Here is a 13,759-nt window from a genome sequence, read left to right on the forward strand (position 1 = left end):
TGAAATAAAAATATGAGGGGGTGAATAATGGCTCAAAGCGTTATTGTCAAAAAAAATGAAAAGATTGGTCAGGTAATTTCCTCTTTGCCGGTAGGTTTTACGAATGATCAATTTATAGATGCGTTTATTGAAAAATTTCCTAAAGAATGGGAGCGGATTAAAAAAGTTTATGCGGATCACGAACGCAGAACAAGACCGGGGAAAAGCCATCCTATGCCTGAGCCAAAAAAATATCTTGTGAATTCATTAACGAATTGGAAAAAGAAAAACTCAGCAAAATAGAAAACGGGGATACATTCTGCCAGGAGCCGGGAGGTCCCACTTTGTTTCCTTATATAAACTCATAACCAAAGAGATGGGAAATTTAAATACAGTCGGGCGAAGATTCTTTTCGTCCGTACAACAATAACAAGGGACAAATGAAAAAGAAAACACAAAGGAGAAGAATAATGATTCTGAAATCAAAACAATTAAAAGCAATGAATATTATTCTATATTTAATATTCACATCGTGTATCTTATTAACAATCGCGGGTTGTGGTACGGAAATGGGAAAGTCTTTTGAATATGTATTTACAGGAAAAACGGGTACGCCCCCACCGAGAACCATTGATGCAACAAAAGCCCAATTTAAAAATGATAAAGCCTTGATAATAGGTAAATCAACAGCATTAGATATTCAGAATGTTATGGGTTCCCCTACTGAAATTCAAAAAAAGAGCGGCAAAAAAATATATGTTTATCTTAAAAGTGTAGAAACATCGGGCGTAAGTGTAGACGTTGGAACTAATTATATTGCCAAATACACCGTCAGCAGTAACGGGCGACTTGCCAGTAAAGATTACAAAGCTAGTCCTATGAATAATCCTTTATTGCAATAATTTCATTTAAATACGGCTAAAACATATTGTCCCTGCTTCGATAGAGAACATGGTAAAAGCTATTGCCTGTTCTCTATCTTTCCTCTTTCTATAAAAAATCAATCATAAACAACATAATTAAAATAATATTTAATATATTTTGCATTACATAAAATATTAAATAATTCAAAAAACCTTGATTTAGTTCCTAAATTTAGGTACGATACAGGCAATAAAAAACGTAATAGGTGATGAATGAAAAAAACACAACTGCGTTTGAATAAAGAATCTTGGGAGAAAGGGTATCAAGATGGACTTAATATGAACCAAGAGATACCAAAAGGCATTGAAATTTTATCTTGGCATTTTGGCTATATCGAAGGACAGACCGCCGCTAAAGAGAAAAGACTTCACCAAGGCAAAGACCAGGAGATAAAATCATAAATATATTTTGCAATGCAAAATATATTAAATAATATAACAATCAAGGAGACAACCCCATATGAAAAAAAGAGATAGGGTTCTTACCGAATATGGCCCTGGTGAAATTATTTCGATTTCTGGATATGAATATACTGTGAGGTTGGATATCAAACCTATATGGTTGAAATCAGATATAAACACATTTCGTAAGTCTGAAATATTATCAATTGATAAATATGAAAAAACTTTGCCTCAGAAAAAAATAATAGAGACTCAATTAAGTCTTTTTGAAACCCTAAGTGATGATCTTAAATGAAAATCGGAATAAAAATATATCTTTTGTGGGTGATTTTTTTTGCTGGACCTGTCCACGCCGAATTTGGGAAATACATAGACGCCAATGGAGTGGTGCGCTTTACAAATACGCTCTCTATTGAAGAAAAAAATAGGATAAATAATAGAGACAGATCACAAAGACGTAAATATGATAATATTATCCGACAGGCGGGGAATTTATACGGCGTAAGCTATGCGCTAATCAAAGCTGTTATTCATGCCGAATCAAATTTTAACCCAAGAGCGATTTCTCCAAAAGGTGCCCAAGGTTTAATGCAAATTCTGCCAGAAAATAACGCCGCCCTTAGTATATCTGATCCGTTTGATCCTCAACAGAATATAATGGGCGGCACTAAATATCTTGGACGCATGTTATCCCGATACCCCAATGTATCTTTAGCATTGGCAGCCTATAATGCTGGCCCTGGTGCTGTAGATAAATATCAAAAAATACCGCCGTATAAAGAAACACGGATATATATTCATCGGGTTAATAAGCTTTATCGGTATTATATGCAGTTAGACGATAAGTGTAGCGGCCTGAATTAATCGTTTTCTTATATACTCAGTTCTTATTTAACTGTATGATTTATCCGAACTACCATAAACTGATTCATAGATGTAGCGGCCTGATTTCATAATCGCCCTGGCCTGATTTGATAAAAATTTTCGGCCAGAATTAAACCGTTTCTACAGTTCAATCTTGGCCAGCTTTATTCGTTACTGGGCCAGGATTAAATGTTTCTGGCCGAATTTATCTGATACTGAGCCAGATTTAAGTGTTTCTATAAATTTTCTCATAAACTCCAGTATTTTATGGGTACATGAGATTATGTTTTTCGAGACTTAATAAAGCCGAGCCTTACTTCTGCCATTTCCCACCTTTCTAAAATCATTGAAAACGGTTGATCATACCATCAATGCTCAGTCAATTTATATTTAGGTTTTTACAATGTTGCAAATAATTCGGCTTTTATGTCAGAGTTCGGCGATAATTTTTCCCATATTCTTCGTATCATAACCTCCTATTTGAGAGAATTCTTCCTGAAACGATTGCGCCTGAATAATATTCAATAGAGTTTGTACCCCGTATTGATCCGCATCTTCACGCCTGAAAACCAGGTCGTACTGCTCTTTTTTTATAGGGATAAACTCAATCCCTTCTACTTGTTTTGCTATTTTTTCAGTACCAATGGCAACATCTGCTTTCCCCGATGCCACAATACTGGCAACAGTGAGATGCGATTGAATTTCATGATTATACCCGGCAACATCTTTACTGGAAATGCCTGACAGGCGTAAATTTTCGTCCAGCAACACGCGCGACCCAGCTCCCTTCTCACGATTGACCATTGTGATGTCATCCCGGCTAAAATCGTTCCAATCCGATATTTCTTTAGGATTTCCCTTTGCAATATAAAAGCCTTGCATGCGACAGGTCAAATGAACTATTACAGCAGGAATTCCAGGCAATAATCGTCTTACGTATGCCACATTATATGTGTCTGTATCGCTGTCCCATAGGTGTGCAAAGGCAACATTAACTTGCTTTCTATATAGTGCGATCAGGCTGTCATAACTTCCGATATAGGCACGTAGTGCTGAGACCCCACGCTGGCGCATATAATTTGAAAGAATGTCCAGCATGATATCCTGACCGCAAAGTACAAAATCGTCTTTTTGAAGTGAGGAGCCTGTTTCCTGCTCGTGAGCGCAACTTCCTTTTTTCGAATTTTGAATATAATTTTTTATGTCATTTTCAGAAAAGCGCACCTTACGACCAACTCTGTAAGACTGGAGTTCTTCATTTTTTATCATGCTGTATATTTTGCTTTTACTGACTTTAAGTATGTCAGCGACATCTTGTACGGAAAGTTCATTTTTGGGATTCACAGAAGATCTCCTATTCCCGGTTAACTATTGATAAAAAAAATCAATTAATATTATATAACAGATATAATACACAATTAAACTTAGTTTAATATTATTTGGTATTATTTGGCACTTTTTGAAATATATATTTAGTATGAAATAATACCAAAGTAGACAAAAAAAATAAGGGGGAGTTTAACGAATATGATATTTTCAATATCAGGTGTAGAGACCCATCCACTAATCCCTTTTTTTGTTGCTTTTATTGCATCCTTTTTTACCTCTATGGGCGGAGTTTCTGGTGCATTCCTTTTATTGCCGTTCCAGATAAGCTTTCTCGGATATACAGCGCCGTCAGTTAGCGCAACCAATCAGGTTTTTAACGTTATCGCTATTCCCAGCGGAGTGTATAGGTATATTAAAGAGGGGCGAATGTTGTGGCCTTTGACATGGGCTGTGATCATCGGCACTTTGCCTGGTGTTTTCATTGGAGCATGGGTTCGTATCAAGTATCTACCAGACCCAAAGAACTTCAAATTATTTGTGGGTTTGGTTCTTTGCTATATCGGCCTGCGGTTGTTGGTAGATGTTATAAAAACAAATAGAAGGCCAAGGTTGTCAGGAGGCACTCAAAAAATACAGGCACAACACACTGTCAAAATCATTAAATCCTCCATTCGGCGGGTAACTTTCAATTACGAAGGGGAAGAATATAGGTTTTCACCGTTGGTTATCTATGTGATCTGTTTTTTTGTGGGAATCATTGGCGGGATATATGGCATTGGCGGCGGATCAATAGTAGCGCCTTTTTTTGTAGCCATTGTTGGTCTGCCTGTTTACATAGTAGCTGGAGCAGCATTGATGGGTACGTTCATCACTTCTATTGCGGGTGTTGTTTTTTTTCAATACCTTTCGATGATCTATACAAACATGACCGTTGCACCTGATTGGATGCTTGGAGCTTTGTTCGGATTTGGGGGAATTTTTGGTATGTACTTAGGGGCACGTACGCAGAAATATGTCCCGGCAAGAACAATTAAAAGCATACTTTGCTGTTGCGTGTTGTTCGTGGCTATCCGTTATATTGTCGGGTATTTCTGAATCACATATTCGCTGGAACTTGCTGATAAATGAATGTTAACTATCTATGAAAAACGGTATTGTTTCTGAAAACCCCATGAGCACTGGCGTTTCTATTGTTGGGGATTGGGATCATTCCAATCCCCTTTGAATTTTTATCGGTAAACATTTTCAATACAATACGTGGTCTCATCATCGGAAAATTTTTCGATATACCCCATGGAATCGACAAATGGACAAGATTTTTTCAGAAAAGATTGGAAAATGCCTGAACAGTAGGAATGCGTACTTGATCTGTTATTGGTGAGGTGGCTGAAACGCAGAATTGAGTTTTTTCATACCATAAGTGCTTGGTCAACTATGTGGCAAATTCAAGAAAAAAATTTGCAAGCCTTCCCAGAGGATGTTAATTATTTTGGAATTAATTTTTTTTACATTTATACTGATCTGGTTATTCTTGCTTTTCGGATGTTATCCCGTTAGATAAATGAAAACCACAGATCAACTCGTTAGAGATCAATACGGAGGTAGGCAATGTCGCTCCGCAATTTCCATGTTAATGGCAACGTCACGGATGAGGAGTTGCTATCGAGATCTTCAGGGTTCATTGAGACTCTCGTAGCAAGTTTTAGGCAGGCTGCGGCAAATGGAAGCTTTTCGTTCGGGCCGTTAACACTTAAAGATCCTGACCTAAACAGGGTTCACTCTGTTGTCACCGAAATTGATTCAAGAAGGCTTTTTTTTGCATGTGGAGATGACGAAATACCCCACTACGCAATGAGAAGCTTATATGAGGTAAGAAATTCCATCAGAGAGCATGCAAAGGGCGTCTGGGCTAACCCATCGTGTGAGCTACTCGTTCAAGAAATTTCTCATACTCTTAGCGAGGCATGTACCGCCGCAGAAAAGCTGGGGGGTGAACAGGTACACATGGGAAGTAAAGAGTTTGAGCCATTCATCGACATTATCGCTAATATGAGGCTCAAGGTCTGGGCATTGGTTGCTGCACTTAAGACTAAGCTTGGCTCGGTTATCAATCCACGTAACTTGCCCCAAGAAATCAACGTTCAGGTGGAAAAACATGATCTCTAACAAGAGTCGGCAATATGCACCCTACGGTCGCCGGACAACAAAAACGCTGCGCTTATTTTGGCACCGTTGCGGCTGGCGATAGGTTATAAATGGATTAGCGTATAATGACTAAAATAAGCAATCCACTGAAAGGAAGATTTGATGAATACATGAAACTCATCAAAGTTTTGTGTGAGTGTTACGATCAAGGCAATGATATTGTAGCCTTATCCATTGCCACAGCAATTCGAGTGCTTGTTCATGACACAAAGAAAAGCAAATCTTTATTTGCACACCTTGATATCAAAGATGCAGAGTATCTGAGTACAAATCATCAAATCACAGAAGATATTGTGCATTTGGGGATAGTCCGCCGTATAAATGTTGGCGTTAATGATGGTATTGGTGGAGAAGCAAAGTATTGGCCTTTGTGTGATGAAAGATATTTCCCATCTCCCAAAGAACAATCCTTTCTCAAGTTTAATGATTGGTGGAACGAACAAGTTTTTAGGAATGATTCCTTTTCATTGAGTCGCCGTGATTTAGTGCTGAGCGTTACTAATAAGGATGGTGGCGCTCATTTTGATACGGAAGTTGAACAGCGTTATGACGATTTTCGGAAAACATGGTCAGGTGGTTCCAGTCTCGTTGGTCGAAATTCTGGTCGTGTAAGAGGGTATGACAATATTCCAATTTATCCGGCAGTGAGGCAGATTGCATACGAATTGCTTCACTCGAAATATAAGAAGGCATAACATTTGGTTCCAGGGGCCGCTTTCCTCTGCGCTCCAAGCGCCTCTGAAACATGCGTTTTATACGCTTAATCTTTTTAGGAATATACCAAGATGGCTATTGAAGATCTCTACAATCAATTTAATGAACTTTTTAATCGTGCTGTTGTTCATATTGAGTCTATTTATATGAAATTTGAAGCAGTTGGACTGCTTGATGGATTTATGGAGAGAACATATGCTTACGAGTTGTATCACCAGTTAAGATGTGCACAGGAAGTATTGGATTACAAGGATTTTGTAATACATGCCGAGCCTCAAAAACAAAGGACTCTGTTTTTTAGAAAAATTATTGAAAGACTAATAAATGAAAATGATAATCCAAATAAAATCGCCTTTCAGAAATCCGTCATGCCAGACATGCTAGTCCATATGCCAAATAATATTGATATCAATATTGCAATGTTAGAAGTCAAGCCAGAGAAGAAGCAGCCTGGCAAAATCCCAGAAGATGGACAGCCATGGAGGGGATTCGCAAAAGACATTAGAGTAATCAAAGAGTTCTTGGATGGAGGCGATGACGTACAAGGATACTATAGGGGAATCTCACTTCTTTATAAAACAGATTATGGCTTTAATTCAGAGGATGAAATTAAAAACTCTTATGCAGGTATAATAAAAGGAACATTAGGGGATGCGTGGGAGGAATATCAAGATAGAATTTTATTATTATGGCACAAGGAACCTGCTAGTGAAGTTGTTCAAATTCCCTGGTATGAAAATTGAAATTACATACCCCGGCAAATTCAGTCGATACAAAAATCTGCGCGGCTGATTTGCAACGTTAAAGTGTTGACTTTGTCTATTATCAAACGCTCAAAGCCTGTATTTATGGGGCGTTGACTTCTTATGTTATTCATTCCTGTCGAAGCTAAGAGGTTATATCCAAAGAGTGTTAATTCCTATGAAACTTTTCTTTCGTACCTTTGTTGGAATAAGGCCTTTTAGTCAGATAGTATCGAATAAAGCTGGCCCGGTAACATTTAAAGCTGGCCAGTAACATTTATTCCTGGCCCAGAAACGGTTAAATCCGGCCCGGAATTTTGGATAGAATCATTTAATCCTGGCCGAAATTTTCTGATAAAATCAAGCCAAGGCTATTATGAAATCAGGCCGCTACACTTACCTGTCTGGGAATCAGGGTTGGTCCTCTTTGATACCGGTAGTGCTTGCCCGGATCTGCCAAAGCTGCCCCAAAATCAATTACTTTGAAATTTTAAAAAAAGGTGTGGACGGACAGGGATATTCTCCTCAACCTTCACAAGAAGATTAATTGGGAGAACTCAATTTTCCAGTCTTTGGATCTACAGAATACCCTGCTTTTCTAAGAGCAATCAGGACATCTGACAAATGGAGGTTGTCAACCAACAGATGCCTTTTTATGGCTTCCCTTAAGATATGGGCATATACATAGCTTGGATTTTTGGCATCACCATTCTCTGCATCGAATATGGCAGCCTCAATCAACTCCTCTGGTTCCGCTTGCCGCCACTTCACATTTGATTCACCAGCAGCTTTGTCTGTTGGTTTGTGCACTGTCATGATCAAATCAACAGTGACAACGCTTTCAGATCCAGAAGAGAGCCCTTTGACTGATCTTTGTCCTTTATCAAGAATAGCAATATGATCAGGGACTGAATCAAAACCGGCTTCACGCAATGCGGTCAGGACAAGACTCCATACGTTCCCTTTGCTATTTCCAAATACAACTGACATATATTTACCGGGCTTCAATACCCTGTATGCCTCTTTGAAAGCTCCTTTTAAAAGCTCTCCATACCTCACGGCAGCATTGACCTTTTTTTTTCCACAAGTATGGATAACGGCTTCATTTGCATTATCAGTCGTTTGTCCAATCCACGCCTCATGAAACAAACTCATATCACTGTAAAAAATATTAGATCCAAAAGGAGGATCAGTAAAAATATAATCTATTGAATCGGAGTCCAAATGTTCCAATAAATCTGCTGAGGCAAGACTGTACCTTGCATTTCCATGTTCTATATCTCCAAATACATCAGAGCTATTATAAATAACATCATCTGATTTCTTTGCAGCATTAACCTTTCTTAAAAACAACTCAAAAACATTCCATTCAAAATAAACAGGTGAAATGTAATATGTTTGATTCTGGGCATTCAAAGGCCTCTGCTTACTCCATTGATATCGCCTTGAAGCTCGTGGGAGTATGGCGGTAAATGCAAACTGAAGCTTCTTTCTTATTCTTTCCTCTTCTATCTTTGATATGTTATCCCACAACTCTGTTAAAATTATTGCATTCCTTGCAGAAAAGAATTTTTTTGTCTCAGTCAACCCACGATTTTTTAACCCAGAACGGCTATACATCTCCCTCTCTGGGTCAATAGAAAGAGAAGGAACCTTAGACAGAATATCCTCGGCTTTGGCATCGTTTATATTCTGAAAATCAATTTCTTGAATATCTTGTTCAATCTGTTTCCCTTGTACCCCTTTAACAACAACCTTGACCGGGATATCTGATCCACCATTCCATGTTCTCCTGCTGAATTTTGTGTCACATTCCGGGCAGACATCTTTTCTTTCAGCTTCTGGCAGCATGACATGATCATAAAAAATTAGTTCATAACCACACTTTGGACAGGCATAAACAAAAGACCAAATAGTCCTCACAAGTTCTATATCAGTTCCATCTTCTTCTCTGATAGTCTGATAGTAATGCCCAAATTTTTTTCTTGTTTTCGAAACAACTGATTTCGCAGCTTTGGTTAATTCTTGTGGAGTGACCTTTGCCAAATACCCTTGAGCAATATGCTGTCCTAAAACTGAAATATCACTGAGTTCAACATCTCTGCCAGACATGACTGCGGCAATCCCGGTCATGCCAGATCCAGCAAATATATCAGCTACTTTTTCGGTTGGCTTAGAATAATGATTTATAAAAGGGATAATTGCACCAACAGGCACTTTAGTTAAATAGCCATGGCAATTATAAATTGGGTCAGTTCTTGGAACTTTTATTATATCTGAAATTGGTTGATTCTGTACTCCAGCCAAGCATTCCTCCAAACATTATAAAATTTGCAGATGGGAATCATATAGTCTGTAGACTTATAGTTGTCAAGAATATAACGTCTGCAAAATTATATCTCCATATATTAGGTGTTGCTATCACATCCGATGCTAAACAAATACTGGCCAACAATCTCAAAAGACTTAGAGTTTCCTCTGGCCTTTCTCAGGAAGCCCTTGCTGAAAGAGCTGGACTCCATCGCACGTATGTCAGTTCTGTAGAAAGAGCACAAAGAAATATTACTGTAGAAAATATTTACGCACTGGCTCAAGCTCTTAGCTGCGACCCTCGTGAACTTCTTAATCCAATTATCAAAGGCGAATAACATATATGGGATTCAAAGCAGATGCAAGCTTCTTGAAATTTCTTACAATGGGTGCCGTAGGCGTCCAGCAGGTTGTAAAGCAACTCAGAGACCTTGGCTTTCAACCAATAGAATTAGAAAGATATTGTGCTTCAAATAAAATCTGGACAACAAAAGTAAAAAGATTGCGTCTTCCTGATCTCCTCTGTATAAAAACCGGTCTTCGTATTGAAGCTAAAGGAAAATCAGATCTCACAGTTAAAATGAGCCACGCTGAACATAATCCTGATAGATCATGGGATGCAGGATTAAATCCGCAAGACCTGATTGCTTTTATCAAATGCTACACTGAAGATACAATTTGCGCCGCAGAATCAGCACTATTTTTTGAAGTTGGAGATCTTAAAGCTAATATCCATTCCGCAAAGTTAGGACCTCCAAAATCTGCGTCAGAAGGAGCAGAAAGAGATTTGACATGGCCTTGCATTGTGGCAAAAAAAGATGGTGAAGTCCTTGATGTAGACCAAATAAATGGAAAAATAAAGACAAAACCTGATGAAGGGAGAAAGTACACCTATACTCTTCGTGGAAAAACGCCGTATGTTGCAGCCGGTGACAGATATAAAGCCTTTGAATCTATCCTTGCCGGTACTTTATCAGGGCCGGTTGATGTAAGACAAAGACTCAATGATACATGGGACCCATTTGATCTTCTAAATTCAGAGATTGACATTGATCGGTATGCTGCTACTAAAGCTATTCCTTTCTTGGAGATAAATCCTGCAAATGATGCTGTAAATATTTTAGAGGGGCTTTTAGATAATGAATTAGATGAACGTGTTGCGCTTGAGATGGCCTCCTCTCTTGCCAGGCTTAATTCACAGAAGGGATTCGATTTCATTTGTAACAAAATTGAGAATCCTACTGAAGCCTATATACCAATGGAAGCAACCTTCATATTAACTGAAATTGCTAACAATCCAAGCATCCAAACAATGGAATCTCTTGCTGGCAATCAAGATTTTGTGGGGAACGAAATTCGACAAGCTGCGGTATGGGGATTGGGTAAAGCAGGAGCAAAAGCCTACAATAAACTTATTCAATTCATTGATGATGAAGAAGATGAAGTAGCTCTCCATGCTATTGCAGCCTTTGGAAACGATACTGATAATGCTACCATTGACAACCTCATAGAATTATTGGTCTCAGGAAGTCCAAGACAAAAAGCTGCCGTTTGCAAATCACTCTCCATGATTCAATCCGACTATGTTATAAATCAACTCAAACAAGCCGCTGAAAACTCACCAGGACAAAAGAGTTGGATTATTGCATCATTGGGTCAACAGACCCCTGAAAACGTAAGATTGGCATTGGGAAACAGCTCACTGCTTGAACAAACTCAGCCTTTGTTTCATATGTCAAAATATGAAAACTGGCTTGCCACAACAGAGAAGGATATAGACCTTAAATTCCTTGTAGCGCAAAGCATATTTTAATCTACCAATTAAAAAGCCCTGCTGAAATAGGCCGGCCTGGCAGGGCATAATTTTTTATTGCGACGCTGGGGTTTAATGAAGCATAGTGAGCTTTATGTCTATCATTCAAGCCAAAAGCCTTTATTGAAAGGGGTATTGACTACTTCTGTTATTGACCATATCAGATTCAAATCTTATTAACGTATAAAAGTGAGCCCAGCCTGAATTATTCCAAACCGCTACAATTACAGAAACACTTAAATCTGGCTCAGTATCAGATAAATTCGGCCAGAAACATTTAATCCTGGCCCAAAATTCTTATTAGATCAGGCCAGGGCGATTATGAAATCAGGCCGCTACAGCTACAGATAAGAGGCTTAAACAATGACAAAAGTTTAGCGTTCATATTCTTCGCAAAAAAAACGTTTAAAATTCTTATTAAATTTATTCCAACTATAATTATATTGCTTTTGTTCGCGAATATAAATTCTCCATGCTTCTTTTTCTTTTGCGGATTTCAGTTTTTTCACTGGTTCAAATTTGTAGGGATTTTCAATTGTATAGCCGCCTTTGGATAATTCAAATTCTCCTAAAATTTTTAACCTTCCATCATTGCCCCATCGCAAGCTTTCAGGCTTTCGTCTATAAGAGCGTGCATCAAACGACAAAATACCCTTAACTCGTCCTGTTCCGTGATGTGCCAGACGGCAAAGGGACAAGTTGCGCAAATTGTTTTTGGAGAGCGGCCCAGGTCGCCTAAAACCGGACTGCTTGTCTGTGTTTCGGTGTTTTCCTGTGCTTCTATCACCGGGCTGTCTTGTGTTGTTTCCATTTTTCGTCTCTCCTTTTTTGGGACGTTCAAAGATGATGCCATTTTTGGCAATTCGCATTCCGGTTTTAGAAAAAGGAATGCTTGATTTTTTTTTAGTCTTCCCACCGATATCCGCTAAAACATAACCGGCACCCCGTGGTTTAACTTCAAGACCGATCTTAGCCAGTTCCATATGGAAATCTTGCCAAGTATCAGATTTCATTGCCGCCTGGACGATAAAATCTTTTGATTCTAAAACAAAGGTATCAAAAGATTTCAGGCCGGTTTTAGTTTCAAAATCTTTGGCTTTGGCATTTGCCCGTTTTGGCTCTCGTTGAAAAAATTCTTTAACCTCATAATCTCCGGCTGATTTTTCATAAGCCCCAAGCCGATCCTGAAGTTTTTTCTTTGACAAGTTCTTATCAAATTCGCTTAATTTTATATGATAACCGTCTTTGTGCTTATGACCGATGGCGGATAGGATACAACCATTACCACGCATTTGTACTGATAGCCCATAAATAGCAAGTTTTTTATGCAAAGATTGCCAATCTTGGGCATTGTCGAAGGCTTGTTTAATATCAGATTGTCGTTGTTGAACGTAATTACTAAATTGCTGTTCAACACCAACATCAACTTTCAATCCATATTTTTTTTCAAGACTTCTGCAAGTTTTGTCACGCTTATAATAATCATAGAAAGGATCATGCCTGGTAAACTTTTCTTTGTGGATCATATTATATGCAATGTGCATGTGTGGGTTTTCAGTGTTTATGTGTATTCCACAAAGCCTTTGATGTTCCTCAAAGCCTAAAGCTTTTGCAAATTCTTTTTCTATGTCTTTAAAATCTTCCAGGGACAGTTTTTTAAAGTCTTCGGGATGAAAACTTACCACCAGATGATATGTTTTTTCTTTTGTGGTTCTTGTATTAAGCTTTTGAGTGGCTTTAATTTCGTCAGCCGCAAGATCATAGTCTTGTCCGGCATAACAACCAGCGGCCCATTTTTCAAAAAGTTTTTCCCCCTCATGATTAGCCGCCGCAATATATGAGCCTAAACGCTTTATATTATCGTTTTGGGGTTCACAATGGACACGTTTTGAGATCATGATTTAGACACCGCACTCGTTTTATTATCCGGAGCATTATAAGGGTGTTGCCCATATTCGCTCGTAAATATACGCTAAGCGTTATGGGTGGGACCCTTTATAGTATTTGTCGAATTTTAGAAATAATTGGGGATAAATCCCGCTGCCGTAAGTCTATTTGATGTAGAAGGCTTTTGATTTCGCCAGGGGAAACATTTTTAAATCCTTGAGAAATATAATACTTAAAAAGCCCTCCAAGCCTGCCAAGATCAGCATTAACTTTGAGAGCCGCCAAGAATGCGTGATTATCAACCATAGATGTTATGGGTCTATTTGTGGCAACCCTTCGAATATATTCAGAGACAGAAAGCCCTGATTGTTCAGCTATTTTTTGAAGTTGCTCATGTTCTTCAATTGTAACGTATGATTTAATACATTTTATCCGCGTATCAGCTTTTTTCATTAGTTTACCCTATCTCTTTTTTTCAGGATTAACCGCAAATATTTTTGTATTATTTAATATATTTTGCATTACAAAGGTGTTTATGTGTTTTTTATAATGCCAAGAAAATACCCCCGAATTATGGTGGAGGTATTTTC

General features: G+C 38.3%; 15 protein-coding genes. 11 read left to right on the forward strand and 4 right to left on the reverse strand.

Features of this window, described 5'->3' with window-relative positions; genetic code table 11:
* Positions 1-27: 27 nt before the first annotated feature.
* From EYB58_RS22905 to EYB58_RS22925, 5 genes are all read left to right on the forward strand, one after another.
* A complete protein-coding gene (locus EYB58_RS22905; protein ID WP_111959075.1) occupies positions 28-282 on the forward strand; it encodes a hypothetical protein in 255 nt (84 codons plus the stop codon).
* A 167-nt stretch (positions 283-449) separates the two neighbouring features.
* The gene (locus EYB58_RS22910; RefSeq protein WP_111959073.1) at positions 450-881 is read left to right on the forward strand and encodes a hypothetical protein; all 432 of its coding nucleotides are present in this window, start codon (positions 450-452) and stop codon (positions 879-881) included.
* 234 nt (positions 882-1,115) lie between these two features.
* Complete coding sequence (locus EYB58_RS22915) at positions 1,116-1,304, forward strand: hypothetical protein (protein WP_111959071.1); 189 nt, start codon at positions 1,116-1,118, stop codon at positions 1,302-1,304.
* A 58-nt stretch (positions 1,305-1,362) separates the two neighbouring features.
* Positions 1,363-1,599: a hypothetical protein gene (locus EYB58_RS22920; RefSeq protein WP_111959069.1), complete on the forward strand. Its 237-nt coding sequence runs from the start codon at positions 1,363-1,365 to the stop codon at positions 1,597-1,599.
* On the forward strand, positions 1,596-2,168 hold the full coding sequence (locus EYB58_RS22925; RefSeq protein WP_111959067.1) for a lytic transglycosylase domain-containing protein: 573 nt from the start codon (positions 1,596-1,598) through the stop codon (positions 2,166-2,168). The genes EYB58_RS22920 and EYB58_RS22925 overlap by 4 nt, the downstream gene beginning before the upstream one ends.
* Before the next feature lie 429 nt (positions 2,169-2,597).
* Here EYB58_RS22925 and EYB58_RS22930 read toward each other — a convergent pair whose 3' ends face one another.
* A complete protein-coding gene (locus tag EYB58_RS22930) occupies positions 2,598-3,512 on the reverse strand; it encodes a substrate-binding domain-containing protein (protein ID WP_111959065.1) in 915 nt (304 codons plus the stop codon).
* A 183-nt stretch (positions 3,513-3,695) separates the two neighbouring features.
* Here EYB58_RS22930 and EYB58_RS22935 point away from each other — a divergent pair, with 183 nt between their 5' ends.
* The 4 genes from EYB58_RS22935 (at position 3,696) to EYB58_RS22950 (ending at position 7,159) form a co-directional block, all read left to right on the forward strand.
* Positions 3,696-4,592 (forward strand): sulfite exporter TauE/SafE family protein, encoded by an 897-nt coding sequence (locus tag EYB58_RS22935; RefSeq protein WP_111959063.1) that lies wholly within the window; start codon positions 3,696-3,698, stop codon positions 4,590-4,592.
* A gap of 513 nt (positions 4,593-5,105) precedes the next feature.
* Positions 5,106-5,663: a hypothetical protein gene (locus EYB58_RS22940; RefSeq protein WP_111959061.1), complete on the forward strand. Its 558-nt coding sequence runs from the start codon at positions 5,106-5,108 to the stop codon at positions 5,661-5,663.
* Positions 5,664-5,767: 104 nt separating this feature from the next.
* Positions 5,768-6,397: a hypothetical protein gene (locus tag EYB58_RS22945; RefSeq protein ID WP_111959059.1), complete on the forward strand. Its 630-nt coding sequence runs from the start codon at positions 5,768-5,770 to the stop codon at positions 6,395-6,397.
* Between the two features lie 90 nt (positions 6,398-6,487).
* Positions 6,488-7,159 (forward strand): hypothetical protein, encoded by a 672-nt coding sequence (locus tag EYB58_RS22950; RefSeq protein WP_111959057.1) that lies wholly within the window; start codon positions 6,488-6,490, stop codon positions 7,157-7,159.
* Positions 7,160-7,702: 543 nt separating this feature from the next.
* Here the strand turns inward: EYB58_RS22950 and EYB58_RS22955 are convergent.
* Positions 7,703-9,466 carry a site-specific DNA-methyltransferase gene (locus EYB58_RS22955; protein WP_163354521.1) on the reverse strand — a complete coding sequence of 588 codons (1,764 nt, stop codon included), beginning with the start codon at positions 9,464-9,466 and terminating at the stop codon, positions 7,703-7,705.
* On the opposite strand from EYB58_RS22955, the gene EYB58_RS24625 reads away from it, so the two are divergent.
* Both EYB58_RS24625 and EYB58_RS22965 read left to right on the forward strand, forming a co-directional pair.
* Positions 9,442-9,807, forward strand: coding sequence for a helix-turn-helix domain-containing protein (locus EYB58_RS24625; protein ID WP_249037239.1), 366 nt, complete (start codon positions 9,442-9,444; stop codon positions 9,805-9,807). The genes EYB58_RS22955 and EYB58_RS24625 overlap by 25 nt on opposite strands.
* Before the next feature lie 5 nt (positions 9,808-9,812).
* Positions 9,813-11,282 (forward strand): HEAT repeat domain-containing protein, encoded by a 1,470-nt coding sequence (locus EYB58_RS22965; RefSeq protein ID WP_111959053.1) that lies wholly within the window; start codon positions 9,813-9,815, stop codon positions 11,280-11,282.
* A 374-nt stretch (positions 11,283-11,656) separates the two neighbouring features.
* On the opposite strand, the gene traI is transcribed toward EYB58_RS22965, so the two are convergent.
* Positions 11,657-13,180, reverse strand: a complete 1,524-nt coding sequence (gene traI, locus EYB58_RS22970; protein ID WP_111959051.1) for a TraI/MobA(P) family conjugative relaxase — start codon at positions 13,178-13,180, stop codon at positions 11,657-11,659.
* 97 nt (positions 13,181-13,277) lie between these two features.
* A complete protein-coding gene (locus tag EYB58_RS22975) occupies positions 13,278-13,622 on the reverse strand; it encodes a plasmid mobilization protein (protein ID WP_111959049.1) in 345 nt (114 codons plus the stop codon).
* Positions 13,623-13,759 lie beyond the last annotated feature (137 nt).

It is taken from the genome of Desulfobacter hydrogenophilus, from assembly GCF_004319545.1.
GTDB classification, from domain to species: Bacteria; Desulfobacterota; Desulfobacteria; order Desulfobacterales; family Desulfobacteraceae; genus Desulfobacter; species Desulfobacter hydrogenophilus.

Bases quoted from the DNA above. Each gene is read 5' to 3' on its own strand.
- EYB58_RS22975 (WP_111959049.1), bottom strand. From the start codon at position 13,622: ATGAAAAAAGCTGATACGCGGATAAAATGTATTAAATCATACGTTACA.
- EYB58_RS22910 (WP_111959073.1), top strand. From the start codon at position 450: ATGATTCTGAAATCAAAACAATTAAAAGCAATGAATATTATTCTATAT.
- traI (WP_111959051.1), bottom strand. From the start codon at position 13,180: ATGATCTCAAAACGTGTCCATTGTGAACCCCAAAACGATAATATAAAG.
- EYB58_RS22965 (WP_111959053.1), top strand. From the start codon at position 9,813: ATGGGATTCAAAGCAGATGCAAGCTTCTTGAAATTTCTTACAATGGGT.
- EYB58_RS22905 (WP_111959075.1), top strand. From the start codon at position 28: ATGGCTCAAAGCGTTATTGTCAAAAAAAATGAAAAGATTGGTCAGGTA.
- EYB58_RS22950 (WP_111959057.1), top strand. From the start codon at position 6,488: ATGGCTATTGAAGATCTCTACAATCAATTTAATGAACTTTTTAATCGT.
- EYB58_RS22945 (WP_111959059.1), top strand. From the start codon at position 5,768: ATGACTAAAATAAGCAATCCACTGAAAGGAAGATTTGATGAATACATG.
- EYB58_RS22925 (WP_111959067.1), top strand. From the start codon at position 1,596: ATGAAAATCGGAATAAAAATATATCTTTTGTGGGTGATTTTTTTTGCT.
- EYB58_RS22940 (WP_111959061.1), top strand. From the start codon at position 5,106: ATGTCGCTCCGCAATTTCCATGTTAATGGCAACGTCACGGATGAGGAG.
- EYB58_RS22935 (WP_111959063.1), top strand. From the start codon at position 3,696: ATGATATTTTCAATATCAGGTGTAGAGACCCATCCACTAATCCCTTTT.
- EYB58_RS22920 (WP_111959069.1), top strand. From the start codon at position 1,363: ATGAAAAAAAGAGATAGGGTTCTTACCGAATATGGCCCTGGTGAAATT.
- EYB58_RS22915 (WP_111959071.1), top strand. From the start codon at position 1,116: ATGAAAAAAACACAACTGCGTTTGAATAAAGAATCTTGGGAGAAAGGG.